19 protein-coding genes and 2 tRNA genes are annotated in these 25,644 nt (G+C 48.9%); 10 read left to right on the forward strand and 11 right to left on the reverse strand.

What is annotated here, in order from left to right; translation table 11 throughout:
• Positions 1-410: 410 nt before the first annotated feature.
• On the forward strand, positions 411-3,485 hold the full coding sequence (locus BMW65_RS09805) for a SusC/RagA family TonB-linked outer membrane protein (RefSeq protein ID WP_177181072.1): 3,075 nt from the start codon (positions 411-413) through the stop codon (positions 3,483-3,485).
• Between the two features lie 19 nt (positions 3,486-3,504).
• Complete coding sequence (locus BMW65_RS09810) at positions 3,505-4,992, forward strand: RagB/SusD family nutrient uptake outer membrane protein (protein WP_090604961.1); 1,488 nt, start codon at positions 3,505-3,507, stop codon at positions 4,990-4,992.
• 111 nt (positions 4,993-5,103) lie between these two features.
• On the opposite strand, the gene BMW65_RS09815 is transcribed toward BMW65_RS09810, so the two are convergent.
• The 4 genes from BMW65_RS09815 to BMW65_RS23890 form a co-directional block, all read right to left on the reverse strand.
• Positions 5,104-5,853 (reverse strand): class I SAM-dependent methyltransferase, encoded by a 750-nt coding sequence (locus tag BMW65_RS09815; RefSeq protein ID WP_245747589.1) that lies wholly within the window; start codon positions 5,851-5,853, stop codon positions 5,104-5,106.
• Positions 5,807-6,970, reverse strand: coding sequence for a nicotinate phosphoribosyltransferase (pncB, locus tag BMW65_RS09820; RefSeq protein ID WP_090604964.1), 1,164 nt, complete (start codon positions 6,968-6,970; stop codon positions 5,807-5,809). The genes BMW65_RS09815 and pncB overlap by 47 nt, the downstream gene beginning before the upstream one ends.
• Before the next feature lie 37 nt (positions 6,971-7,007).
• Entirely contained in the window at positions 7,008-7,763 is a 756-nt protein-coding gene (locus BMW65_RS09825) for an SGNH/GDSL hydrolase family protein (RefSeq protein WP_090604965.1), read from the reverse strand.
• Positions 7,764-7,852: 89 nt separating this feature from the next.
• Positions 7,853-9,157, reverse strand: a complete 1,305-nt coding sequence (locus BMW65_RS23890) for a DUF6600 domain-containing protein (protein ID WP_143053853.1) — start codon at positions 9,155-9,157, stop codon at positions 7,853-7,855.
• Between the two features lie 203 nt (positions 9,158-9,360).
• Here BMW65_RS23890 and BMW65_RS09835 point away from each other — a divergent pair, with 203 nt between their 5' ends.
• The 3 genes from BMW65_RS09835 to BMW65_RS09845 are packed head-to-tail and all read left to right on the forward strand — an operon-like array spanning position 9,361 to position 11,894.
• A complete protein-coding gene (locus BMW65_RS09835; RefSeq protein WP_090604968.1) occupies positions 9,361-10,122 on the forward strand; it encodes an MlaE family ABC transporter permease in 762 nt (253 codons plus the stop codon).
• 2 nt (positions 10,123-10,124) lie between these two features.
• Positions 10,125-10,898 (forward strand): ABC transporter ATP-binding protein, encoded by a 774-nt coding sequence (locus tag BMW65_RS09840; RefSeq protein WP_090604970.1) that lies wholly within the window; start codon positions 10,125-10,127, stop codon positions 10,896-10,898.
• 3 nt (positions 10,899-10,901) lie between these two features.
• Positions 10,902-11,894, forward strand: coding sequence for an MlaD family protein (locus BMW65_RS09845; RefSeq protein WP_090604972.1), 993 nt, complete (start codon positions 10,902-10,904; stop codon positions 11,892-11,894).
• 31 nt (positions 11,895-11,925) lie between these two features.
• On the opposite strand, the gene mtaB is transcribed toward BMW65_RS09845, so the two are convergent.
• The gene (gene mtaB / locus BMW65_RS09850; RefSeq protein ID WP_090604973.1) at positions 11,926-13,245 is read right to left on the reverse strand and encodes a tRNA (N(6)-L-threonylcarbamoyladenosine(37)-C(2))-methylthiotransferase MtaB; all 1,320 of its coding nucleotides are present in this window, start codon (positions 13,243-13,245) and stop codon (positions 11,926-11,928) included.
• Positions 13,246-13,308: 63 nt separating this feature from the next.
• Positions 13,309-13,386: transfer RNA gene (locus BMW65_RS09855), tRNA-Val, on the reverse strand.
• 153 nt (positions 13,387-13,539) lie between these two features.
• Between BMW65_RS09855 and ligD the strand changes: the two genes are divergently transcribed.
• The gene (gene ligD / locus BMW65_RS09860; protein WP_090604975.1) at positions 13,540-16,065 is read left to right on the forward strand and encodes a DNA ligase D; all 2,526 of its coding nucleotides are present in this window, start codon (positions 13,540-13,542) and stop codon (positions 16,063-16,065) included.
• A 13-nt stretch (positions 16,066-16,078) separates the two neighbouring features.
• Here the strand turns inward: ligD and BMW65_RS09865 are convergent, their stop codons facing one another.
• Positions 16,079-16,540 (reverse strand): Lrp/AsnC family transcriptional regulator, encoded by a 462-nt coding sequence (locus BMW65_RS09865; protein WP_090604976.1) that lies wholly within the window; start codon positions 16,538-16,540, stop codon positions 16,079-16,081.
• Positions 16,541-16,737: 197 nt separating this feature from the next.
• Between BMW65_RS09865 and BMW65_RS09870 the strand changes: the two genes are divergently transcribed.
• Entirely contained in the window at positions 16,738-18,504 is a 1,767-nt protein-coding gene (locus tag BMW65_RS09870) for an aromatic amino acid hydroxylase (protein ID WP_090604978.1), read from the forward strand.
• Here the strand turns inward: BMW65_RS09870 and BMW65_RS09875 are convergent.
• Both BMW65_RS09875 and BMW65_RS09880 read right to left on the reverse strand, forming a co-directional pair.
• Complete coding sequence (locus tag BMW65_RS09875) at positions 18,490-19,344, reverse strand: flavin reductase family protein (protein WP_090604979.1); 855 nt, start codon at positions 19,342-19,344, stop codon at positions 18,490-18,492. The two genes, BMW65_RS09870 and BMW65_RS09875, sit on opposite strands and share 15 nt — an antisense overlap.
• Entirely contained in the window at positions 19,341-20,312 is a 972-nt protein-coding gene (locus BMW65_RS09880; RefSeq protein WP_090604981.1) for a fumarylacetoacetate hydrolase family protein, read from the reverse strand. Before BMW65_RS09880 ends, BMW65_RS09875 begins: the two co-directional genes overlap by 4 nt.
• Before the next feature lie 164 nt (positions 20,313-20,476).
• Here BMW65_RS09880 and BMW65_RS09885 point away from each other — a divergent pair, with 164 nt between their 5' ends.
• Positions 20,477-21,634 (forward strand): homogentisate 1,2-dioxygenase, encoded by a 1,158-nt coding sequence (locus tag BMW65_RS09885; RefSeq protein ID WP_090604983.1) that lies wholly within the window; start codon positions 20,477-20,479, stop codon positions 21,632-21,634.
• A 34-nt stretch (positions 21,635-21,668) separates the two neighbouring features.
• The gene (gene hppD, locus BMW65_RS09890) at positions 21,669-22,796 is read left to right on the forward strand and encodes a 4-hydroxyphenylpyruvate dioxygenase (RefSeq protein ID WP_090604984.1); all 1,128 of its coding nucleotides are present in this window, start codon (positions 21,669-21,671) and stop codon (positions 22,794-22,796) included.
• A 27-nt stretch (positions 22,797-22,823) separates the two neighbouring features.
• Here hppD and BMW65_RS09895 read toward each other — a convergent pair whose 3' ends face one another.
• Together BMW65_RS09895 and BMW65_RS09900 are read right to left on the reverse strand one after the other, a co-directional pair.
• On the reverse strand, positions 22,824-24,050 hold the full coding sequence (locus BMW65_RS09895; protein WP_090604985.1) for a Glu/Leu/Phe/Val dehydrogenase dimerization domain-containing protein: 1,227 nt from the start codon (positions 24,048-24,050) through the stop codon (positions 22,824-22,826).
• A 219-nt stretch (positions 24,051-24,269) separates the two neighbouring features.
• Positions 24,270-24,342 (reverse strand) — tRNA-Phe (locus BMW65_RS09900).
• A 189-nt stretch (positions 24,343-24,531) separates the two neighbouring features.
• On the opposite strand from BMW65_RS09900, the gene mnmA reads away from it, so the two are divergent.
• Positions 24,532-25,620, forward strand: coding sequence for a tRNA 2-thiouridine(34) synthase MnmA (mnmA, locus tag BMW65_RS09905; protein ID WP_090604986.1), 1,089 nt, complete (start codon positions 24,532-24,534; stop codon positions 25,618-25,620).
• Positions 25,621-25,644: the final 24 nt, after the last annotated feature.

Genomic DNA, 25,644 nt, shown 5'->3' on the forward strand with positions numbered 1-25,644 from the left:
AAAAATCTTTTTTTGGTAAGAATGTTTGTTGTTTAGAATGACAAACACAATTAGAACAAACACAAACACACATCAATTTAGAACAAACACAAATCCCATCAATTAGAACAAACAAACACAAAGCAATACACACTTTTGAGGAAAATTTACTAAATTATTCTGAACCATTGAATCAAACAACCGGGCCCGGTAATTGAGATTTTGTTAACGTAGTTTGATCGACCGCAAGAATTAAATACTAGGAAATATTGTAATTGGATTTCCATCTTGTTGATGGAAGAAACTTGTAGTGCCGTATGCAAATAGTTTGTATACAAGGACCTGCAATATCGGATACTATCGTATCCGCAAAGGAATCCGTTTTTCGGATGTATAGTAATTCATTATTAATTAACCAAATTCAAAAACACATGAAACAAAAATTACTTGGGTTTTTCATGTTGGGCATCTTGCTGATCGGATCAGCGTATGCTCAAGACAAGCGGCTCAGCGGCACTGTCGTCAGTGCCGAAGACAATTCGCCACTAAGTGGCGTCAGCGTTCGGGTGGAAGGTTCTTCGATGTCCACGTCAACGGACAACAGCGGCCGGTACACCATCACGGCAAATACCGGGGATGTGCTGGTTTTTACCTACCTTGGCTATGCCGAACAGCGGATTACGGTCGGCACAACCGCTATTATTGATGTTTCCATGTTGACTGATGCGCAACAGTTGGATGAAGTCATCGTATCCGGTGTGGCTGGAGCTACGGATAAAAGGAAAATGACCGTGTCTGTAACTAAAATCGGAGAAGCTCAACTTAATGCAGTACCCGCTACTTCGCTTTCTTCTGCATTGACAGGGAAAGTAGCAGGCTTGAGGACCTCTTCGGTAGGAGGTGCACCCGGCCAACAGGCAGACATTCTGCTTAGGGGTGATAACGTTTTGGGTGTCAGTGCTTCTCCGCTTATTTTGATCGATGGAATCATCATGCAAGGTAGCCTTGCCGACATTAACGTGGACGACGTTGAATCTATGGAAGTAATCAAAGGTGCAGCTGCCTCTGCGCTTTATGGTTCGCGTGCAGGAAGCGGCGTTATTGCTATTACGACCAAAAGAGGCAAAGGTGCCGCTCTAGGACAGACTCAGGTTACTGTCAGAAATGAAGTAGGGTTTCAGAATCTTCAGCATTATATGGAAACGTCGCAGGCACACTTGTATAAACTTGCTGATGATTGGGAACAATATCGGGGCCAATATACTAAATATGCTGGTGTTACGTTTCCTGAAGGCTATACAGGTGGATATAATGCCGGCATTTCGGGATCCCGGGCAATTGATGATGACGGATATATGGATAACCCGTATGGTGTGTATCGTTTTGATCCGGCTGATGTGTTTAAAACAGGGAATACGTTGACTAACTTCGTTGGTGTGTCTAACAGGACAGAGAAAAATAACATTTATTTATCTTTTGAAAATAATGTTCAACAGGGTGTGGTCCAATACCGTGATGGGTATTCAAGGCAGAATTACCGTTTCAATATGGATCAAGAACTAGCTCCTTGGTTAAAAGTGAGTGCCACTAACTTATTTATTAACAGAAATGTACAACAGCCGTCAGGTATATTCTATAATGTGTCTCGTATGGAAAAAGATATTGATTTGTTTGCTCTTAACTCCGACGGTCAGCCTTATAATATAAGGGTGAATCACTTCAACTCAGAAGTAACCAATCCCTTGTACCCTTTATATAAACAGAGCGATAACAGGAATACCCGTCGCTGGATGGGTAACTATTCGGCCAATGTCAAGTTCGCTGAGTGGGCTAACCTTGATGTCAGCCAAACCCTGGAAATTGAAAATTACAGAAGGGAAGTGATCAATCCCAAGGACACATGGAACGCTGCGGCTACTGCTTATACAAATGGTTCGCTTCAACATGAGAGTGAGGAATACGCTACTTACAACACACAAATTACACTTAACCTCAATAAGCAGTTTGGCGACCTGAGGGTAAATTCCAAGTTGTCGTACTTGTACGAGAACCGTAATTATGAACGAACAAATACACAGGCTTCTGCATTCATCGTTTCCGATATCGAGGCTTTCAACAATTTCACCGTCATCAATAGTGCAGCCTCCAGCAAAGAGAAAGAAAGGGCGCAAAACTATTTTGCCATTGTAGGGCTCGATTATAAAGACCGGTATTTGCTTGACGGGATGTTCCGTTATGACGGATCTTCATTGTTTGGCCCCGATGCACGCTGGAATCCGTACTACAGGTTGTCTGGAGCTTATCGGATATCCCAGGATGTAAATATTCAGGGTATAGACGAATTGAAAGTAAGGGCAGCATATGGTACTGCTGGGATACGTCCTGAATTCGCATGGCAATATGAAGTATATACTCTGTCCTCTGGGGTAGCAACGGCAAGCCAAAAAGGCAACACGGAGTTGAGGCCTTCGCAAACTGCAGAACTCGAATTTGGTTTAAATGTTGATTTTCTTAAGAAATTTGCATTTGAAGGCGTGTATGCGCGCTCCAAGACTACGGATCAGTTTCTTAATGTTCCACTTATTGGCTTCCTAAACGACGGATTTACCAGTCAACGGCAAAATGCTGGTACAGTAGAATCGAATACGTTAGAGCTGATGTTGGGGGCCAATTGGGTAAGGAAGAATGACTTTTCTTGGAGCTCTAATATTGTGTTCTCCAGAATTCGCCAAGAAATCACGGAATTACCAATTCCTGCGTATTGGTTAAGTGCGGTTAACGGCGACGTGAATGCATTCCGTATTGCAGAAGGTGAGACGTACGGTGCTATTTATGGTCGCAGAATGGTAAGAACCTTGGACGAAATGGCAAGACAGCTTCCGGCAGGAGCGAGTATTGCTGATTATACAGTGAATAGTGAAGGTTATGTGATCGCTGCTGGAACGGAAGGTACAACAACTGAACGACCGATTGTCTACACTGAAAACGGTGCGCCCTGGCTGGGCAAAATAGGGGATGGAAATGCTAAGTTTAACATGGGTATCGCCAATACGTTTAACTACAAAGGGGTTACGCTCTACGTGCTGCTCGACTGGAAAAACGGTGGCGATGTATATAACAGTAATGAGCAACGCATGGCGTTCAACAACGTCAGTCAACGACAAGACATGACCAACGTGCCGGAAGGGCAAAAGAAAGCCGCCTCATACTGGACTGTTGGTATGTATGATGCCAATAATGCCAATGCCTATTGGGTGGAAGACGCGTCCTATTTAAAACTGAGGGAAGTGGCTATTGGATATACCATTCCTGCAAAAGCGCTTAGCGGCTTTTTACATGGTACGATTAAGGGGCTTACAATCAAAGCCGTAGGCAGAAATCTGTATACCTTTACAAATTATTCGGGTTATGATCCGGAGGTGGGTACCCTAAGACAGCCTCTTGACGGAATTGGAACGAACCCAATCTATAGAAACTTTGCGTTCTCTTTGGGATTCAATTTGTAAAATAAAAAAAATTAAAAACATGAAAAAATCACATAGATTACTTTTTATTGCTTTTGTTTCTGCGGGCCTGGCCGGTTGTGAAGACAACCTTTTGGATATACCGAATGAAAATAACCCGGATTTTGCACGTGTATATGCTACGGGTGCTGACGTAGAAAATGTGGCTTCGGGCCTCTACAATGCAATTTTCATAGGAGAAAATAGCACGAGCGGTGTGCAACCTATGTTAGCTACTGCGGCCGATAACGTAACCTGCTCATTCGGCAACTTCGGTATGCGAGATATGTCTTGGGAACCCCGTAATTTTGCATGGGACAATTCCCCCACCTATGCCAATAGCGGTCAGACAAACTATTCTTATAATCAATGGTACTCAGCTATAGGCACAGCTTCTAATGTGTTGAGAGCACTTGATGGGGGGGTTCAGATTGGCGCTAATGGATCCGGTAACAACCGTACCCGGGCTTTTGCCAAATTTATCTTAGGTCTTGGCTATGGAAATCTGGCACTCGTATTTGACAGGGCCCATGTCGTAGACGAGACTAAAACAGTTGAGGCAGCGCTTGAGACAGCTGTTCCTTACGAGGAGGTTGCATCGGCAGCTATTGCTTATCTGGAAGAGGCGTTAGCTTTATCCAATGAATCTTTCACCATTCCGGCAAGCTGGTTAGGCGCACCCGCAGATGTAAGCAGTGCTGATTTTAGAAAAATCATTAATACTTCTGCGGCCCGTATCCTTGCTTATCTTCCAAGAAATAACGCAGCCCTTGCCAGCGTGGATTGGGCCCAGGTTAGCGCTTACGCGGATAATGGTATTACTGCTGATTGGCTTGTCCTGCAAGATGGTACATCCAGATGGAGCTTTAATTCAGGAGATTATCTAAGACGCGTTGGTTGGGGTAGGACCGACATGTACGTAGTTAACATGATGGAGCCGTCTTTACCTGATTATTGGGAAGACCGTGGTGATTTCCCAACGCCCCCTGAACCGGCAACCTCTTTGGATAACCGTTTAAAAACAGATTTTGAGTATATGCCATCTAACGACTTTATTGCTGACAGGGGGTACTATCACTTCAGTTGCTACAGGTTTAAACGATACGATGCTGTTTTTCAGCCCAATATCGGATCGAAACCAACGGTGGCGTTAGCCGAGAATGATATGTTGAGAGCGGAGGCGAAGGCCTATTCAGGAGATCTTGCAGGCGCAGCAGCTATTATCAATGCGGGCACCCGTGTTACCAGGGGTAGCTTGGCTCCCGTAGCCGCTAACCTTGATGATATCATTGAAGCGATTCACCATGAAAGGCACGTAGAGCTTCATACTACCGGCTTTGGGGTACAGTTCTTTCAAATGAGAAAATTAGACTTTTTACAAATTGGTACTCCCTTGCAATTACCATTGCCGGGTGCCTTACTTCAAAATTTAGGATTAACGGAGTTCTATACCTTTGGAACAGTTGCTGCCGCTGACGGTATCGGCACATCTAATGGCGGTTGGAGGTAATATCCGCATACCGGCGGTTTCCCGGAATTGTTCCGCTCGTATTTCATGTGTTTGTGAATCCAAAACAGTTCTATCGCGAAAAAAGGGGCTCCCAGCCCCTTTTTTATTGAACTATGTTGATAGGGGCGTCATTCGCGCCAAATACTGGTCGGTTTCGTCTTCATACAGTATTTGTACGACCCAGCCTTCGGCGTGGGCAAGTTGGATCAGGGTCTGCTGGTCAATAAATAGCCAGTTAAATGGTTTGCCCCAAATGCCCTTATATCCGTATTGGTACCTTATCTCGCCATAATACCCTGTGGGTTTGTCCACAGTGCCGTCTGCATAGAGGTAAGCAATATCCGAGGAGTCAAACAGCAACTGGCCACCTTTATTCAGCAAGGATTGGCTGTGCCGGAGCAGCTTTTTCAACCCCTCGATGCTACCGGCAATGCCGATGCCATTCATCATAAACAATAACGTGTCGTACTTATGACCTTGGTGCCGGAAGAAATCATCGTGGATCACATCCCGGACACCCCGTTCGCGCATAAGCGTGCACGCCAGCCGTGAATGTTCCAATGCGGTCACCGTGGCGCCTTGCGCTTGGAGGTGCAAGGCGTGGCTGCCTGCACCGGCTCCTACGTCGAGCACATGGCCGTCGCACAATGCCATGGCAATATCTTCCAATTCGGGGAAATCATCCGGCCCGCGAAAGAATACATCTACGGGCATCTCTTCGCTATCGGTGTAGCTAGTATGAAGTAACAGCTTTTTGCTGCGTTTTCCATGGAAATAATCGATTAGGGCATTACCAAGTACGTCGTTGGCCATGTCAGGGAATATGGAGAATTTGTTTGGCGAGGGCAATGGTTGCAGCATCGCCGGTGTGCTTGCCCGGTTCGTCCGAAAGCTTGATGGCAGGGGTCCATTGGGCCTCTTCTGGAAAGGCATCGATCATTTTAATAACGATATTCATGGGTACCAATCCGACATCATTGGTGAAGTTGGTGCCCACGCCGAACGACATGCCGATCCGGCCGTGGCAATGCTCCACGATTCGGGCTACTTTTTCATAATTCAGCCCATCGGAGAAAATGATGGTTTTCGATAGCGGCTCGATGCCTTTTGATTGATAGTGCCGGATAGTGTTGTCTGCAAAGGCCAACGGATCGCCGCTGTCATGGCGTACACCATCAAATAATTTGCTGAGTTTTTTGTCAAACTGCGAAAAAAAGACGGCTGACGTATAGGTGTCGGAAAGTGCAATGCCCAAATCGCCACGGTATACGTCCGACCAATGTTCCAATCCCAAGAGGTTGGCCATTTTAAATCCATATTTGGCAGCATGGAACATAAACCACTCGTGGGCATGAGTACCAATGGGCTTAGTTTGGTAAAGCATGGCCATGTACACATTGCTTGTTCCGATGAATGTCCCTTCACCATATTGTTTGAGCGCCTGCACCACCAGACGGTGTACACCATAGGAATGTCGTCTGCGGGTGCCGAATTCGGCAATGGTGACACCCAATTGTCGATATAATGCGATTTTTTTGTGTGCGGTGGCGGTGACTTCCTCATCCGATTGCCGCTGCCCGTTGGTCATCCCGTAGTACAATTCACAGATAAGTGACATGATGGGTACTTCCCAAAGAATAGTGCGGTACCAATAGCCTTCAACAACTACTTCGATTTCCTCGCCATGCTGGCGGATGTAGACTTCTTCAGGGTCATATCGATAGCCTTGTAGGAAATCGAAATAGGTAGGATCGATATAGGGACAGGTAGCAGCAAAATACTGTTTTTCCTGCGGGGTCAACTGCAACCTCGCCAATTCATCAATGGCCTTCCGCAGTTCCTCGGCAAATCCAGCAGGAAATTTATGCCCCCCGCGATTGATAAACTCGTACCTCGCTTTGGCTTTGGGAAATAGCTTCACCACGGCGTTTTGCATGGTGAATTTGTAAAAGTCGTTGTCCAGTAGGGAATTGATCATGGCTATTAAGAATCAGTAGTCCGCCGCTGGCTATCAACTATTTTACCACAGATAGCCATGCTTCGGCCATCAGCTGGGCACCCGCCAACGTCGTATGCACGCCATCACCGGTCCAATATTCGGGCGAAACCCGTTTGGAGGCTTCATCAAATACCCGTTGGTAGGGGATGAATGCGGCTTTGTATTCGCTGGCTATTTCCTGCGCGGCTTGGCGGTATTTGTCAAATGCCGGAAACCAGGCATCTGTCACGGCTTTTACGTTATTGACGGCAAAAGGTTCGCCGACGATGAGTTTTACATTGGGGAGAGCCTCCAATGTACGGTCGAGCAGCTTACGGTAATCATCGCGATATACCTGTATCGTGCCATCATACCCGCTCGACAAAGTATGCCAGTAATCGTTGACACCGATGAGGATGCTTAAGACATTCGGCTTGATGTTGAGGCAATCTTCTTCCCAACGTTCGGCCAGTTGGTGCACCTTGTTGCCGCTGATTCCTTTGTTGTATATGGTCAATTGCTGTGAAGCGTGCCCGTGTAGCAGGCGGGCCGTCGCTAAGAACGCGTAACCATTGCCCAGGGCTTGGTTGTTATTGGGTGCCTTGTTGTTCTTGTCGCGCCCTGCATCGGTAATGGAATCCCCTTGAAACAGGATGATGTCGTTTTGTTGAATTTGGACTTTAGGTGCTGCATGCGAAGATGTTGCTGCAGCTTTGACGATTTCAGGGAGGTTGACAGCCAATGCAGCTCCCATTAGTGAAGTTCCGATAAATGTTCTTCTGCTTTTATCCATGGTTAATATAATGGTTTGACGATTTCAAAGGTAGGTATTTAAAAGGAAAAAGGAGGTTATTCCTCCTTTTTCCTTTTGAAAAACCATGGCTATCCTCTGCCGCGTCCCGATGAACTTCCCCGCTCGGACGACCTGCTTTGTGTAGCGCTGCTGCTATTTCGTCCTGTACTTCGTCCTGTGGATACGCTTGGCCTCGACGTCGTGCGGGATGATACAGAACCGCTGCGACTGGGTGCATTGCTTTGCGAACGGGAAACAGCGTTGCTTCCACTACTACGCGAAGGGGCCGCAGTTTGTGACCGGGCTGGTTGTGACCGGGTTGAAGCTTGGCCGTTTGTGCTGGCAGAAGGACGGACAGCTGAACGGGCGCTTGTCGTTGTTCCGCGTTGGCTGGTACCCGTCGCAGCCCGATTGCTCGTGCTGCTTGTGCGTTCAGCTGATCGTGTTGGTGCGGCTACAGCATTGCTGCTTGCGGCACTGCCGGATGGCCTGACGGCATCGGTATTCCTGCTGCTCCTTGTGGTCGATGAAGTGCGCGAAGTGGATGAAACACGCGGCGCTGAAACCTCGCTTCGGCTGCTACCGCTGCGGGTACTGGCACTGGCCGACCGCACGGTTGCTGCATCCGCTATCCGAGATGGTTTTGCCGAGGTACGTGTGCTGCGGTCTACATCCGGACGGTAAATGCTCACCGAACGGCTGCTCACCGTTGTCCTTCCTGGGCGCGAGGCATTGCTAATTTCCCTTACGGCCACCCTGCTGCGGGTTACCCGTTCGATTTCACTGCGTCCAGGGCCGCTCACATATGTACGATTATTGTATACATAGGTATTGTTGATGATCGTCGTGCGATTGTAAATGGTCACACGATTCCGATACGGCACGTAGTAGCTGTAAATTCGTGGGCTGCATATATATCGCTGGGGTACAAACACCCAATGGCTATGTGGAATGCCGATATGGACATTGATGCTCATACGGGGGGCTAATGGTGCCCAGCCATAGTAGCCACCGCCGCTTCGCCAACTCACCCAGGCGGGGCCCCACTCATAGCCAGGCACCCATGCCCAACCGTAATAATCGGTATATTGCCAACGTCCGTAATGAAATGGTGCCCATCCCCAAGCATAATCGGATACCCAAGTGTTCCCATAGGAGGTCATTACCCAATGGCCATTGGTGGCATAGGGCTGAAAACCGGGATCGGCATTTGGTAGCCAGATATAGCCATATTCAGGGTCGTTTATCCACTCTCCATATGGTGCTAATTCGTCATAGAATAATTGGAATGAAACGCTCATACCGGGCTGAGCCTTCACGGTGTTCGATACTGCTATGGCCATGAAGGCGAATGCAGCGAGTAATGATAGTCCGGTTTTCTTTAACGTTTTCATGGCATGCTGAATTAAATGTACAACACTTTTGTTCGTTTCTGGTGGTATGACTGCGCGGAATGGCCAATGGTTTAACGGCTCCATGCCACCCGTGAAATTGTTACGATTGGCTTTTAAACGAACATTTTCCCGAAATACATGTTAATATAAGGAAATTAACGGCATTTTAGCTAAGTTTGCAGCCTTAACTGCGAAAGCTCCCGATGATAAAAAATATACAACGCACACTGATCGAGCTGGCCAATATCCACCGGTTTGTCATGCGTTTTTACCGGGAAGTATTTATGCCTCCCTATGAGTTTAAGGAAATCATCCGGCAATGTTATGTTGTGGGGTGGAAGTCATTGCCGCTGATATCGCTTACGGGCTTCATTACCGGTGTGGTGTTTACCAACCAATCCCGGCCATCATTAGCTGAATTTGGCGCAACATCCTGGTTGCCAGCGTTGATTTCCATTGCGATTATCCGTGCATTGGCACCGTTGGTGACGGCACTTATCGCATCGGGCAAGGTGGGTTCGCAAATCGGGGCCGAGTTGGGTTCGATGAAGGTGACGGAACAGATTGATGCGATGGAAGTATCAGGCACGAATCCCTTTAAGTTCTTGGTGGTCAGTAGGGTGCTGGCTACGACCATTAGCATACCCATTCTTTCCTTTTATACGGCGGCTGTAGGATTGTTTGGTGCTTTTTTGAGCGTCAATCAAAATGAGAACACCAGCTTCCGGGTGTATTTCGATCAAGTATTTGATGCAGTTACTTTTCTGGATATGTTTTCTTTAGTGCTTAAGGCAGTCGTATTCGGATTTACCATCGGTATTGTGGGATGCTATCAAGGCTACCATTCCTCCAAAGGTACAGAAGGGGTAGGGCGGGCTGCCAATTGGGCGGTGGTGATGTCCATGTTTTTGGTATTTGTGGAAGAAATATTGATTGTGCAGATTATTCAAGCAATGCGGGCTTAACGATGTTAAAGACAGGCGGCCATATCGACTATCAGACGGAAGTGATTACCGTTCGCGACGTGAGCAAATCATTTGGTGAAAACCATGTGCTCCGTGGCGTTGATTTGAAACTGTACAATGGCGAAAATTTGGTGGTGCTCGGCCGGTCGGGTACGGGTAAATCCGTTTTAATCAAATTGATATCCGGATTATTGCGGCCGGATATGGGTACTATCGAAGTCCTTGGGGAGCATGTGGACGAGCTGAATGAGAAAGAATTGCAACAGCTTCGGCTGAAGATTGGCTTTTCGTTCCAGAATAGTGCGTTGTATGACAGCATGACTGTCCGGGAAAACCTGGAATTTCCATTGGTACGGAATAAGCGGCATCTTTCGAGGGCCGAGATTGACCATGAGGTGGAAGACGTGCTGGATGCGGTGGGATTGCTGCATACCATCAACCAAATGCCTTCAGAATTGTCTGGTGGGCAGCGGAAGCGTGTCGGCATTGCACGTACGCTGATACTCCGGCCCGAGATCATGCTCTACGACGAACCTACTGCTGGGCTCGACCCGATTACGTGTATCGAAATCAACGGACTGATAAACGAAGTGCAGGAAAAATATAAAACGTCGTCTATCATCATCACGCACGATTTGGCGTGTGCAAAAAGCGTGGGCGATCGCATCGTGATGCTGCTTGACGGTAAATTTGAGCGGCAGGGAAGTTTTGACGAAATTTTTGATACGAACGACGAACGGGTGAAGCCGTTTTATGATTATAATTTTATCACATAATTTATGAGTGCTACAGAGAATAGACGTTCAATCATTGTGGGATTGTTTGTGGCGTTAGGCTTAATTATATTGGTGGCGGGTATATTGGTGCTCGGCGGACAACAAAACCGCTTTTCGAAGACGGTTACCGTGACTACCGTATTCGGTGATGTGAGTGGGCTGAAAGCAGGGAATAATGTGTGGTTTTCGGGCGTGAAAATCGGAACGATCAAGAGCATCCAGTTTAAAAACCTCAACGAAGTGGAAATTGCAATGGTCATTGAGGAAGCTTCGCGCCAATATATTCGCAAAGATGCGTTGGCGGAAATCGGATCCGAGAGTTTCATCGGAAACAAATTGATCGTGATAAAAGGGGGCAGCAGCGATGCGCCGGCTATTGAGGATGGTGATGTGTTGCAGACGGCCCCGGTAGGCGGCCTGGATGCTATGCTGGCCACCTTGCAGGTAAATAACGAAAACTTGGTGGAAATTACCAAGAATTTCGGTGAATTGAGTGCGCGTATTGCGCGTGGCGAAGGTACCGTCGGTACCTTGCTCACGGATTCGCTGATGGCCATCCATGTTAAACAAATGATTGCTAACCTTAATCAGACCACGGCTAACACGGCAAAGGCGTCTCTGGCGCTCAACCAGCTGACGACTAAGCTTAATCAAGAAGGAACATTGATCAACGATTTGCTTACCGATACGGTTGTTTACGGCACGTTGCAATCAGCAGTGGCCCAATTGGAGGGAATCACCCAAACCGCTTCGGCCTTGGTGACCAACTTGAACCAAACCGCTGGTAAGCTGGACGATCAAAACAATGCAGTAGGTGTACTGCTCAACGATCCCGAGGCGGCAGAAACCATCCGGCAGACCTTGCAGAATTTGGAGCAGAGTACCGAGAAATTGGATCAGAACATGGAAGCCTTGCAGCATAACTTTTTGTTCAGGGGATTTTTCCGCAGGCAGGAACGCGAAGCGGCAAAAGAAGCTAAGCAGCGAGGACAATAGACGTTAGACAACAGGCGTTGATACGAATTAATTAGTGGGTAAGCAACGCTGGTATTTCCGTAGCCTCTACATCTCCGTTATCCGTAATTTTCGAAAACTTCACGGGCACCAGTTCATTAACCAATAAGGGGTCATAGGGCGCCCTTACCTTGACGTAATTGCGGCTGAAACCGTGCATATAACCGTCTTTGACATCGCCCTCGAATAAGACTTCACCTTCTTTGTCCAATTGGGTTTGATAAAATGCGCGGCGTTTTTTCTCCGACAGGATATGCAGCATTTTGCTGCGTTCGCCCCGTTGTGCACCCGGCACGGCACCCTGCATCTGTGAAGCGATGGTATTTTCGCGCTCTGAATAAGTGAATACATGCAGGTAAGAAATGGCCAAATCGTTGAGAAAGTTGTACGTGTCCAGAAAATCCTCCCGTGTCTCTCCCGGAAAGCCGACGATGACGTCCACGCCGATGCAGCAATCGGGCATCAATTCCTTGATTTTGGCTACCCTGCTGGCATATAACTCCCTACGGTAGCGTCTGCGCATCAATCCCAATACCTTGTTGGATCCGGATTGCAACGGGATGTGGAAGTGGGGGACGAAACGCTCGGATTGCGCTACATATTCGATAATCTCATCGCTAAGCAGGTTGGGCTCGATGGAAGAGATGCGGAACCGGTCTATTCCTTCCACGGTATCCAATGCTTTGACGAGATCAAAGAAGCGATCTTCGCGGCTGCCATTCCGTATGCCGAAGTCGCCAATGTTGACACCGGTCAATACAATTTCCCTTACACCGGACGCGGCAATTTCTTTTGCTTGTTTTACGATGTCTGCAATCGTGCCACTACGACTGGCGCCCCTGGCCAACGGAATGGTACAGAATGTACAAGAATAATCGCATCCATCCTGTACCTTAAGGAAGGTGCGCGTACGATCGCCAATCGAAAATGCGGGGACAAACTGGTTAGTATCTGCTATCGGGGCATTGTGTATGATTACTTTTGGTTGCTTGGTTAAATCATTGATATGCTCGATGATATTGAACTTTTCTGCGGCACCCAACACCATATCCACTCCCGGTATTTCACTAATCTCGCGCGGCTTCAGCTGTGCATAACAGCCTACCACTACGATGTAAGCATTCGGTGAATGATTGAGCGCTTCCTTGACCACCTTACGGCATTTCCGGTCGGCATTTTCGGTGACCGAACAGGTATTGATGACATAGACATCTGCCGCACTGTTGAATGGGGTGGTTTCATAGCCAGCCTGTTGGAAAATACGACCAATGGAGGAAGTTTCTGAAAAATTCAGCTTGCATCCCAACGTATAGAAAGCGACTCTTCTGCTCATTTCGAGGGGCAAAGGTAGGGATAAATAGGGATATAAAAAAACTCGGCTGGGTACCGAGTAAAGTGGTGGGAAATACAGGGCTCGAACCTGTGACCCCTACCTTGTCGAGGTAGTGCTCTGAACCAACTGAGCTAATTTCCCTGAATGTGCCACAAAAATAGCTTTTTTTATCAAGGATGCAAATCATTTGTATAAAAGCGCATAAATGAGGGGGCCTGTTATTCACTTTCAAGTGCTAACAACATTTGCATCTGTTTGTTGTTGTCTTTTCGGAAGCACCAATAAGAAGATGATATGGCACTGACCGAATATAAACGTAAGCGGGCTTTTGGGGAGACACTTGAGCCAACAGGAGGTAAGGCGGCAACGAAAGGGTTGCTCCGTTTTGTCATTCAAAAGCATGAAGCTTCCCGGCTTCACTATGATTTCAGGCTGGAACTGCGTGGGGTCCTTAAGAGTTGGGCCGTGCCCAAAGGACCATCCCTGAATCCCGCAGACAAACGGCTGGCCATGGAGGTCGAAGACCATCCATATGACTACAAGGATTTTGAAGGCATCATTCCCAAGGGCAACTATGGTGCCGGAACGGTAATGATTTGGGATGAAGGGACTTATGAGCCTATCGGGCAGTTCAAAAATAAAACGGCACAAGAAAACGCCTTATTGAAACAACTCAAAGCGGGTTCCATGAAATTTACCCTTCACGGAAAAAAGCTAAACGGCGAATTTGCATTGGTACGAACGAAAGGAATGGCGGACAATTCGTGGCTGCTTATCAAGCATAAGGATCAGTATGCAGCGATTGGGGATATCACCACAAATGACACGTCGGTGAAGTCTGGGAAAACGTTGGAAAAGATTGCCAAAACGCCTGCGGCGATAGTATCCATGTTGAGGAAAGCGAAAAAAGCCAGCTTCCCGACATCGCTTTCGCCCATGTTGGCCACCCTCGTAGATGTGCCTTTTGATGACGCAGGGTGGGAGTATGAAATCAAATGGGATGGCTATCGTGCTTTGGCGTTTATGAACAAGGGCAAAGTGACATTAAAGTCCCGCAAGGGCAATTCATTTGATGAACGGTTCTACCCGGTTTTGGATGCGGTAAAAGCGTGGGGTATCCAGGCGGTAGTCGATGGGGAAATTGTCGTGGTCAGTGAAGAAGGGCTTTCCAGTTTTAATAGGCTGCAAAACTGGCGAAATGAGGCCGATGGCGATTTATTTTTCTATGTGTTTGACTTGCTTTGGTACCAAGGGAAAGACCTCACCGTGCTCCCGCTCAAGGAACGTAAAGCCATCCTGGCAACCCTCATCCCCAGCCACAACCTCATCCGTAGCGGCTACAGTATTGCGGCCAAAGGCACGGAATTTTTTGATGCCGCCCACAAACTGGGCCTGGAAGGTGTTATCGCCAAACGTTCGGATAGCCTGTATTATCCCGGCGAACGGTCCAAAGATTGGTTGAAAATCAAGATACAAAAACGCCAGGAAGTCATTATCTGCGGATATACCAAAAACGAGGGGACATCCAAACCGTTCAGCGCGCTGTTGCTGGGTGTTTACGAGCATGGAACACTGCGCTATGCCGGCAAGGTGGGAACTGGTTTTAAGCATAGCGATCAAAAAGAAATGCTCCACTTATTTAAACCGTTGATCCGGAAAGAAAGTCCCTTCAGCAGTACACCGAATTACAATAAGCCTATCCGTTTTCGGCCCAATCCGCTGCATGCCGCTGCAACATGGCTCAAGCCTATGCTGGTGTGCGAAATCCACTTTACGGAAGTCACCGAAGATGGTGTATTCCGCCATCCGGCTTTTGTAGCGATGCGTGAGGATAAAGATGCAAAGGAAGTCGTGCGGGAAAAGGAATTGCCAGCCGCTAAGGTCTTGAAACGTGAAGGTAAGGATTTCCTTAGTCCTTCAGGCAAAACACAGGTAAAAAAAGTAGATGGCATCGAACTTCACTTTACGAATCTCGATAAAGTCTTCTGGCCGGAAGAAGGCTACACCAAACGGGATATGCTTAATTACTACCATCAGGTGGCAAAATATATATTGCCATACCTGAAAAATCGGCCACAATCGCTGAATCGCTTTCCAAATGGCATCAAGGGAGGGAGTTTCTACCAGAAAGACGTGACGGGAAAGGTGCCGGAATGGGTCGAAAAATATCCCTATAAAGCCGAGGGTGATGCGCGCAAGAAACACTATATGCTGTGCAATACCAAAGCGGCGCTATTGTATATGGCTAATCTTGGTGCCATCGAGATGAATCCATGGAGCAGTACGGTACGTAAACCTGATTATCCCGATTGGTGCATATTGGATTTGGATCCCGATAAGGGAAATACATTCGACCAGGTTGTCGAGGTCGCCCGTACCATTCATCGGTTGTTGGATGATTTGGGGGTACCCGCCCATTGCAAGACATCAGGTGCCACAGGCATGCATATTTACCTTCCGTTGGGCGCAAAATACACCTATGAGCAATCCCAAACCTTCGCCAAGTGGGTCGCCGCTCGGGCGAATGAGGAATTGGATTTTACTAGCATTGAACGGATGACGGATAAGCGTAAGGGCAGGATATATATCGATTATCTTCAGAATAGGCCATCGGCTACACTGGCGGCACCTTACTCCGTCCGCCCCAAGCCCGGGGCTACCGTATCCATGCCCCTGGATTGGGACGAAGTAAAGCAGGGACTGAGCCCGAAAGACTTTACCATTGAAAATGCAATCGATCGGTTAATGGCAAAAGGTGATATCTTTAAGCCGGTACTTGGCAGAGGCATCGATCTCAAAAAGCTACTTAAACAGCTGTGAATATAATCGGCTATCAAATTGAATAGGCAAAATGGTGCTTGATTTCCTTCAGTACAAAGCCGCTGTTCAGCGTGCCGATATTGTGGATTTGCGATAATTTGTACTTCACGAAATCGTGGTATTCATCCAGGCTGCCCACGTTGATTTTCAGCAGGAAATCAATCGGGCCACCCATGTGGTAGCACTCCTGTACTTCATTCATGCCTTGGATGTCCCGTTCAAACTGCTCAATGAACGTCTCGTCATGATACCGCATGGAAACCTGGCAAATCGCAGTGACACCCCGTCCAAGCAGTTTTTTGTCCAGCACGGCGACATATTGCTTGATATACCCCCGTTCTTCTAAACGCTTGATGCGCTCATAGATCGGGGAGATCGTAAGTCCCAGATCCGCAGCCAGTTCTTTAGTGGTGGCTTTGGCATTTAGTTGCAATTTTCTTAATAATTCCCGGTCGATGTGATCGAGTTCTTCCATGGCTTCCACGATTATATGATACAGCTGGTAAATTTAATGGTTGTATTTGGTTGTGTCAAAAAAAAAGTTTGCCTATTTGTGGTTTGTTGATAAAAATTTCTTTATTCCTCAGCGCTACGTTTGCTTTAACCGTAATCTTTACTGGTGTGTTACGGAGCGGGCAAGAATTGGGTAGATTTGTATGAAACCAACTATAGATGAAAACGTACGGAAATCCGGTGCTGGAACAATTGCCGCTGCATTTGCAGCAATACATCGTGGATCAGCAATACGAACGGTATACGCCGGTGGACCAAGCGGTTTGGCGCTACGTCATGCGGCAAAATCACGCATACCTAAAAGATGTGGCTTACTATCCCTACATCCCCGGCCTGAAGAAGGCGGGGCTTTCCATCGAACGGATACCCGATTTGCAAACCATGAACGATAGCCTGCGACAGTTGGGCTGGGGAGCAGCTACGGTGGATGGGTTTATCCCGCCTGCGGCATTCATGGAGTTTCAGGCACACCGGGTGTTGGTCATCGCTGCCGATATCCGGCAGGCCGAACACATTGCCTATACACCCGCGCCGGACATCATCCACGAATCGGCGGGTCATGCACCTATCATTGCCGAGCCGGCATATGCGGCGTACCTCCGCTATTTTGGTGAAATCGGAACCAAAGCGATGTTTTCTTATCGGGATTTCGAGCTTTACGAAGCCATCAGGCATCTTTCTATCGTGAAAGAACAGCATGGTGCCTCAAAGCGGGATATTGAAGCTGCCGAATGGCGCTTGCAGGAAATACAGGGAGATATGGGCGAACCATCCGAAATGGCACTCCTCAGCCGTCTGCATTGGTGGACGGTGGAATATGGCCTCATCGGGACGATTGACCAACCGAAAATATACGGCGCTGGGTTGCTATCGTCCATAGGCGAAAGTGCGGCCTGCATGCGTGCCGACGTGCCGAAGCTGCCTTACTCGCTGGACGCCGTGCATTACCCCTATGATATCACGAAGCCCCAGCCGCAATTGTTCGTCACACCGGATTTCCAGCGATTGCTTGATGTGCTGGAGGCGTTTGCCGATACGATGGCCTTCCGCATGGGAGGAGTCGAGGGACTGGCTAAAGCGGTGGAATGCCGTAATGTGTGCACTGTGGAATACAGCGCTGGCCTGCAAGTGTCCGGTGTGTTTGTGCCGTATGGCAATGGCCGTGTCCGGTACGTCAAGACAGCGGGGCCTACCGCATTAGCCTACGGTGGCAGACAATTGCAGGGCCACAGCAAGGAATATCACGCCAATGGATTCGGATCACCGATAGGACGGCTGTTGGGCAGCTCCCGACCGCTGGAAGCGTATGACGACGTGACGTTAGCGACGGTGGGGATAACGGTTGGACGGCACGCTGACCTGTTGTTTGAGTCGGGCATCCACGTGGAAGGAACGGTCGTATCGATCTTACGCAAAGATGGCAACCTGCTATTGATTTCGTTCAACGATTGCAGGGTGACCGATGAACGTGATGGAACGGTCTTGTTTAAACCCGATTGGGGTACTTACGATATGGCCGTTGGCACAGGAATAGCCTCGGTTTGGTGCGGTGCTGCTGACAAAGATGCTTTTGAGCAAGCAGCCTTGGTGGCCAAGGAACATGCCGAGCCTCCCGTATTCGGCCCACGTCAGCTCCGGCTACATGAAATCTATGCTTCCATCCGGGAAATCCGTGAATACCGGAGGGGAGATGAAGAGCGACTAACCCGGTTATATGAAGAACTAGCCGAAGCCTATCCCGAAGATTGGCTGGCTTCGTTGGAATTGCTGGAACTCGCCCACCAACGGGGCTATTCATCATTAGCTGGCGGCATTGCGACACGCTTGCTGGCCAAGTCGCGCAACAATCCCGAACTGGAAAAATTGGTTGCCGATGGTTTACGGCTGGTTGCCAATCCCGCTAAAGATTGGCTAATGCCCCAATAGTAGCACCTGCCACGCGCCTGCCATATCGCCGGCATCCAGTAGCGCTGCGGCCTTACGGTGAATGAGGTCCCTGGTGGTGGACGTATCGTCCTCCAATGTCGCCACCCGATCGGGAATCCGTGGCACATTAGCCAATTGGGCCAGGTGATTGCCAGTAAGTACTGTGGACAGCCGGATGTCTTCCGGCAGTTGATCTACGCCGATACCCAGGTTGCGCAACGGCTTGGGGACTTCAAACAGGTTGGCTTCTATCACGCGGCAATACCAATCGCCACCTAAACGGGCTACCAGATCAAGCTTACTCTGATTTAACTTATCGGGGCCGTCCAACAGATCTTCACGTACATGCATACGCAGTACCTCTGCCAATACCAAACTCCCAGCCCCGGGCGTATCACCAAGGGAAACCACGTTTTGCACGCGGCATTCCAGCTGCACGGGCGACTCACCCACGCGGGGCGGAGCGATCAACTCTGATGGGAGGGCGGTCACCCCTGATTTTATAAACTCATCCACACCTTCGGGGTATTCTGTGCTCGCGAGTGATTGCTGTTGCACCATGGCATAATCCACGATATTAATAACCACCTCGGGCACTTCACGGATGTTGTTAAGTGTATGCTTTGTCGATCCATCCCGCATCCGCCTTACGGGAGAAAACACGCAAATGGCCGGGTGGTGGGATATGAGGTTGAAATAGCTGAAGGGACTTAGGTTTACCTGGCCTTGCTTGCTGATGGTGCTTGCAAAACAGATAGGGCGGGGTGCAACGGCATATTTAATGAGATTGTCCAGCATCGGATCGTCTCCATGATAGGTTTTCAAACGGTATTTTATCATGTTTGGTCATCGTTTACGATTGAATTAATGAGTTTGCCCAGTCCGGTCACTTCAAGCTCCACCGTGTCGCCTGGTCGCAACCAACGGTCTTTATATAACGGATGGGTAAGCCGCGCTGTGCTATTCAATTCCAAAAAGCAGCCCGTACCGACGGTGCCCGATCCGATGATATCACCGGGATACAGTGTGGCCCCATAGCTCGCCCGCTCGATGATCTCCGCAAACGTCCAAGCCATGTCGGCTAGCCGACCCTCGGAGACTTTTTCGCCATTGACTACGCAACGCATGGCCAGATCATGGGTATGGCCTATATGTCCTTTGGGTGGCGGTACCCGATAAGGCTCCAGTTCATCGGGGGTGACCAGCCATGGGCCGAAGGCCGTGGCAAAATCTTTCCCCTTAGCAGGGCCGAGGTTGAGTTTCATCTCTTCCATCTGAAGTTTACGGGCACTGAAGTCGTTCATAATCATATAACCTCCAATATAGCTATCCGCCTCGGCGGCGGGAATGTTGCGGCCTTTACGGTTCAATACCACGGCCACTTCCAGTTCGAAATCCAATTGGTCGAGCTGCAACGGCATGCAGGGAATATCGCCGGGCCCGTAAACCGCTTGGTGGTTGGAGAAATAAAACACGGGGAACAGGTCAAATTCGGGAATCATCTCCAAGCCACGGTTTCGTCGTGAAGTTGCTACATGTTGCCTGAAGGCGTAGGCATCGCGGCAGGATGCCGGCCGTGGCACAGGCGCTAAAAGCTGGGCACCCGAAAGCGGCACCACATGGGGGCTGCCATCTGCCAGCTTATTAGATGCCGCTTTTACATCGTCCATAGCCGTGTGCCCCTTTTCCAGCAGTGTGGCCATACGGGTGGGCAAGTGGTTGCCCAATCGCTCCAACGGGAAAATTCCCGTTCCAAGCACGATGCCGCAGCCTTCTTTTCCTTCCGTTAGGTATGAAACCAGTTTCATTTGGGAATATTTCCTTGTTTGGAGTGCTATTTTGTTTTTTAATTACTGCAAATCTAATTTTTTATAGCAATATTTATGGTTTGTTGCGCCGATTTATTATGTTTGTACTGATGTAAAAAAGCATCAGGGACGCGCTAGCGGACTTGGTGTAAAGATAACCGATTATGCCGATTTATCATCAGTTGGGTAATATTCCCCCCAAGCGACATACCGTATTTCGTAAGGCGGATGGCAGTCTTTATGCGGAAGAACTGGTATCCACGCATGGATTTTCGAGCACTTATTCGCTGGTGTACCACTGTCATCCACCCACGTTAGTCAAGCAGGTGGGCGACCCGTATTCAGTGGAACCCCGGATAGGCCGTGAACGGCACCTTCGGCATACCAGCCTTAACGGTTTTCATATTGCTCCTGCCGATGACTACCTCCATAGCCGCATACCGGTATTGGTAAATAGCGATTTGCACATCTCGTTGGCTGCGCCGCGGCAGTCCATGGTTACCTATTTCTATAAAAACAGTCAGGCAGACGAGATCATCTTTGTGCATGAGGGAAGTGGTACCTTGAAGACGGGTTATGGGCAGATCCGCTTCGGATATGGCGATTACTTGGTCATACCACGGGGTGTCATTTACCAGTTGCATTTTGACGGACCGGATAACCGCTTGTTTATCGTGGAATCATTTGCACCTGTCCGCACACCCAAACGGTACCGCAATGAATTTGGTCAATTGATGGAGCATGCCCCGTTTTGTGAGCGGGATATCAAACGCCCGGGTAACCTGGAGACGTTGGATACCAAAGGTAACTTCGATATCCGCATCAAGAAACAAGGGCTCATCTATCCATACGTGTATGGTAGCCATCCTTTTGATTTTGTAGGTTGGGATGGCTACCATTATCCATGGGGCTTTTCCATCCACGATTTTGAACCCATTACGGGGCGACTACATCAACCACCGCCGGTGCATCAGACGTTTGAGACAGATGCATTTGTACTGTGCAGTTTTTGCCCGCGGATGTATGATTATCATCCGCAGGCAATTCCTGCACCGTACAATCACAGCAACGTCGACTCCGACGAAGTGCTCTATTATGTGGATGGCGACTTCATGAGCCGAAAAAGTGTAGCACGGGGCCAGATAACCTTGCATCCCGGCGGCATCCCGCACGGGCCGCATCCGGGTACGGTGGAAAAGAGTATTGGCCAGGCAGGTACCAATGAACTTGCCGTGATGATTGATCCGTTCCGGCCGCTCATGCTTACCGTGGAAGCGCTGGCCATTGAAGATCCGGCATACTACCGCTCGTGGATGGGATAATGGTTTTTTTGATATGAACTTACAAAGCAGGACTATGCAACCGACTTTTGCAGAAAAAATCGCCGGGGCGAAGGACTTCCTTCCCATCAACGGAACCGATCACATCGAGTTCTACGTGGGCAATGCCAAACAAGCTGCCCATTATTATAAAACCGCCTTCGGATTCCAATCGGAGGCTTATGCGGGCCCTGAGACGGGTGTGCGCGACCGGGCATCCTATGTGCTGCGGCAGCATAAGATCCGGCTGGTGCTCACCACCGCACTTCATTCGGACCATCCCATCGCCGAACATGTGCGCAAACATGGGGACGGCGTGAAGGTGTTGGCGTTATGGGTCGATGATGCCACCCGGGCTTTTGCTGAAACGACTAAACGGGGAGCCAAACCTTACCAGGAGCCGCGTGTTATGGCGGATGCCCGCGGCAGGGTGGTTACGTCCGGGATTTACACCTATGGGGAGACGGTACACCTTTTTGTGGAGCGTAAGGATTATCACGGTGCTTTCATGCCGGGGTATGAACCGTGGGAGAGCAATTACCAACCATCGGAGACCGGACTGCTGTACATTGACCACTGTGTGGGCAATGTTGGCTGGAACCGCATGGACGAAACGGTGCAATGGTACCAAGATGTCATGGGTTTTGTGAATATCCTGTCGTTCGATGATAAGCAGATCAATACCGAATACTCGGCATTGATGAGCAAAGTGATGAGCAATGGCAATGGTTATGTGAAATTTCCCATCAATGAGCCTGCTGAAGGCCGTAAGAAATCGCAGATTGAAGAGTACCTCGAATATTACGAGGGCGAGGGGGTGCAACATGCCGCCTTGACGACAACTAACATCTTGGAGACGGTAAAGGCACTGAAGGACAGGGGTGTGGAGTTCCTGGGTGCACCGCCTGATGCCTATTACGACATGCTGCCCGAACGGGTAGGGGATATCGATGAAGAACTTGCAGCCATCCGTCGGCTGGGCATCCTCGTAGATCGTGATGAAGAAGGCTACCTCCTGCAAATCTTCACCAAGCCGGTTGAAGACCGACCGACATTGTTTTTTGAGATTATCCAGCGGAAAGGCGCGCAAAGCTTTGGTGCCGGCAATTTTAAGGCACTTTTCGAGGCTATTGAACGGGAGCAGGAACGACGGGGCAACCTCTAATCGGTGCCATGACGATCTACATGAACACTACACCAGCTGTTTGAGGGCCAGCTCATAGGCCCTCGATGCCATACCGGTATACTCGGCAGAAGTCTCGTAGATATTGCGGATGGCACGGTGGATGACATCAGATACATCCGTAAAAATGGCCAAATCGCTGATTTCCGCGCCAGGCTGCATGAGATAAGCAAATACGCGGGCCATGCCACAGTTAGCGATGAAATCCGGGATGACCGATACCTTTGCATCGGCGAATGCCATGGTGGGGCCATAGAAAATCTCGCGATCGGCAAACGGCACATTTGCTCCTGAGGCGATGACCTCCAGCCCCCCCGATACCAATCGTTCCACATGGTTTTTAGTCAGCAAGCGCGACGCTGCAGCGGGAATGAGTATTTCGGCATTAAGATCCCAAATGCATTTGTCAATCACCTCGAAAGGCAGCAGATGGGGAGCCGTCAGGCTATTTCCTTGACGGCTGACGAACAGCTCGGTGATTTCGTGTGGGGTAAAGCCTTCCGGTTTTATTAATCCGCCGTTTCGGTCGATAATGCCTACGATTTGCACCCCCTGTTGGGCGAGGTAATAGGCAGCGGCCCCGGCCACGTTACCCCATCCTTGGATGATGGCACGCTTACCGTTGCAACCATTGTGATAATGGGCATAATAATGCCTGATGGATTCGGCTACGCCATAGCCGGTAATCAAATCGGCCACGCGATAGCGACGTTTCAAGTCGGGCGTGAAATCCGGATCTTCCATCACCTTAGATACCCCTTGGCGAAGTTGCCCGATTTGGTGAATGCGCTCATGTTCGCGGACATTGAAATGCCCGGCGAGGATGCCTTCCTGCGGGTGCCAGAGCCCATACCGCTCCGTAAGCGGGATGACCTCATGAATTTCATCAACGTTGAGATCGCCGCCGGTACCATAGTAGTTTTTCAACAGCGGTGTCACCACACGATACCAGCGATCCAATACGCCTGCTTTGCGTGGATCGCCGGGATCGAAGTTGATGCCTGATTTGGCACCTCCAATGGCAGGCCCGGATACCGTGAACTTGACCTCCATGGTTTTGGCAAGCGACTCTACTTCGTGGCGGTCGAGCCCCAACCGCATACGGGTGCCGCCGCCGGCAGCGCCACCCCGGAGTGAATTGATAACCACCCAGCCCTCTGCCTCAGTCTCGCTGTCCTTCCATTCGAAGACGATCTCGGGCCGCTTGGCCTCGAAACGGTGTAATAGATCTTTCATTTTGTTTAGAAAAATATGTCACAATATTACGTGTATTTAATAGTATATATTGTTATTTGTTTATTTTGTAGTATATTTTACTTTTAAAATAGTCTTTTGGTTTTATTTTTCTTTTTTAGATCGTGTGAAGATTTTTTAAATATTTTTTCGGAATTTGGGGCCTTTAGGTTCCACGAATGGAGGCAATAAAAAAAAGCCTCGAATATTCGAGGCTTTCTGTGGTGCCAGCTGGAATCGAACCAGCGACGCAAGGATTTTCAGTCCTTTGCTCTACCAACTGAGCTATGGCACCCTTTCCGTAAACAACAGATATCGTTGTTTTGGGACTGCAAATGTAGCGCCTTTTTTCATTTATGAAAACTTTTTTTGAAAATTGTTCGGTGAATATTGGCAAGGGACTGATTGTGTTGAGGATAAAATGACAAGGCCAAAACATATCATAAGGAAAATAGCCCTATCTTTGCATTTTTAATTAACAAAAATGAGCAAAAGAGGAAGAGTATTGGTTGCCATGAGTGGGGGAGTGGATAGCTCGGTAGCCGCTGTGATGCTTCACGAACAAGGATACGAGGTCATCGGATTGACGATGAAAACGTGGGATTACGCTTCTTCCGGCGGCTCATCGAAAGAGACGGGCTGCTGCAGCTTAGACAGCATCAATGATGCCCGGGCATTGGCCGTGTCTTATGGTTTTCCACACTATATATTGGATATCCGGGGAGAGTTTGGCGATTTTGTCATTGATAATTTTGTCGAGGAGTACCTGGCTGGCCGTACCCCAAATCCCTGTGTGCTTTGCAATACCCACATCAAGTGGGAGGCACTGCTCAAGCGTGCTGATAAATTGGATTGCGAATTCATTGCCACGGGCCATTACGCCAACATTCGGCTACAGGACAACGGCCGTTACGTGATTTCTAAAGGAAGGGACACCCACAAAGATCAGTCTTATGTCCTATGGGGTGTATCGCAGGAAAATCTTGCCCGTACCCAGTTCCCATTGGGTAGTTATACGAAGGCAGAAATCAGACAGATGGCTGCCGAAATGGGGCAATTGGAGTTGGCTAACAAGTCTGAGAGCTATGAAATCTGTTTTGTGCCGGACAATGACTACCGCGCTTTCCTGCGCCACAGGGTGGAAGATATCGATGACCGCATCGGTCCCGGAAATTTTGTGCTGACCGATGGTACCATCGTGGGTAAGCACCAAGGGTATCCGTATTATACCGTGGGCCAACGGAAGGGCTTGGGCATTGCATTGGGACGGCCGGTCTTCGTGACGCAAATCCTGCCAGCGAGCAACACGGTGGTATTGGGCGATGAAGTGGATTTGCAACGCGGTGAGGCGTACGTGAAAAATGTCAACCTGGTAAAATATGCATCGATTGAGCAACCGATGGAGGCCGTAACAAAGATACGCTATAAAGATGCTGGAATGACCAGCACCATTGTACAGGAAGACGGAAAAATGAATGTACAATTCCACCACATGGTGAAAGGTATTGCACCCGGCCAATCGGCGGTATTTTATGAGGGGGACGATTTGCTTGGCGGTGGCTTCCTGGTATAAAGATTGATGGTGTGAAAAATGAAA

The organism is Parapedobacter koreensis (genome assembly GCF_900109365.1).
Lineage (GTDB): Bacteria > Bacteroidota > Bacteroidia > Sphingobacteriales > Sphingobacteriaceae > Parapedobacter > Parapedobacter koreensis.

Bases quoted from the DNA above. Each gene is read 5' to 3' on its own strand.
- pncB (WP_090604964.1), bottom strand. From the start codon at position 6,970: ATGATCAATTCCCTACTGGACAACGACTTTTACAAATTCACCATGCAA.
- mnmA (WP_090604986.1), top strand. From the start codon at position 24,532: ATGAGCAAAAGAGGAAGAGTATTGGTTGCCATGAGTGGGGGAGTGGAT.
- BMW65_RS09835 (WP_090604968.1), top strand. From the start codon at position 9,361: ATGATAAAAAATATACAACGCACACTGATCGAGCTGGCCAATATCCAC.
- hppD (WP_090604984.1), top strand. From the start codon at position 21,669: ATGCAACCGACTTTTGCAGAAAAAATCGCCGGGGCGAAGGACTTCCTT.
- BMW65_RS23890 (WP_143053853.1), bottom strand. From the start codon at position 9,157: ATGAAAACGTTAAAGAAAACCGGACTATCATTACTCGCTGCATTCGCC.
- BMW65_RS09875 (WP_090604979.1), bottom strand. From the start codon at position 19,344: ATGATAAAATACCGTTTGAAAACCTATCATGGAGACGATCCGATGCTG.
- BMW65_RS09885 (WP_090604983.1), top strand. From the start codon at position 20,477: ATGCCGATTTATCATCAGTTGGGTAATATTCCCCCCAAGCGACATACC.
- BMW65_RS09810 (WP_090604961.1), top strand. From the start codon at position 3,505: ATGAAAAAATCACATAGATTACTTTTTATTGCTTTTGTTTCTGCGGGC.
- BMW65_RS09805 (WP_177181072.1), top strand. From the start codon at position 411: ATGAAACAAAAATTACTTGGGTTTTTCATGTTGGGCATCTTGCTGATC.
- BMW65_RS09870 (WP_090604978.1), top strand. From the start codon at position 16,738: ATGAAAACGTACGGAAATCCGGTGCTGGAACAATTGCCGCTGCATTTG.
- BMW65_RS09825 (WP_090604965.1), bottom strand. From the start codon at position 7,763: ATGGATAAAAGCAGAAGAACATTTATCGGAACTTCACTAATGGGAGCT.
- BMW65_RS09895 (WP_090604985.1), bottom strand. From the start codon at position 24,050: ATGAAAGATCTATTACACCGTTTCGAGGCCAAGCGGCCCGAGATCGTC.
- BMW65_RS09865 (WP_090604976.1), bottom strand. From the start codon at position 16,540: ATGGAAGAACTCGATCACATCGACCGGGAATTATTAAGAAAATTGCAA.
- BMW65_RS09840 (WP_090604970.1), top strand. From the start codon at position 10,125: ATGTTAAAGACAGGCGGCCATATCGACTATCAGACGGAAGTGATTACC.
- ligD (WP_090604975.1), top strand. From the start codon at position 13,540: ATGGCACTGACCGAATATAAACGTAAGCGGGCTTTTGGGGAGACACTT.
- BMW65_RS09880 (WP_090604981.1), bottom strand. From the start codon at position 20,312: ATGAAACTGGTTTCATACCTAACGGAAGGAAAAGAAGGCTGCGGCATC.
- BMW65_RS09845 (WP_090604972.1), top strand. From the start codon at position 10,902: ATGAGTGCTACAGAGAATAGACGTTCAATCATTGTGGGATTGTTTGTG.
- BMW65_RS09815 (WP_245747589.1), bottom strand. From the start codon at position 5,853: ATGCTGCAACCATTGCCCTCGCCAAACAAATTCTCCATATTCCCTGAC.
- mtaB (WP_090604973.1), bottom strand. From the start codon at position 13,245: ATGAGCAGAAGAGTCGCTTTCTATACGTTGGGATGCAAGCTGAATTTT.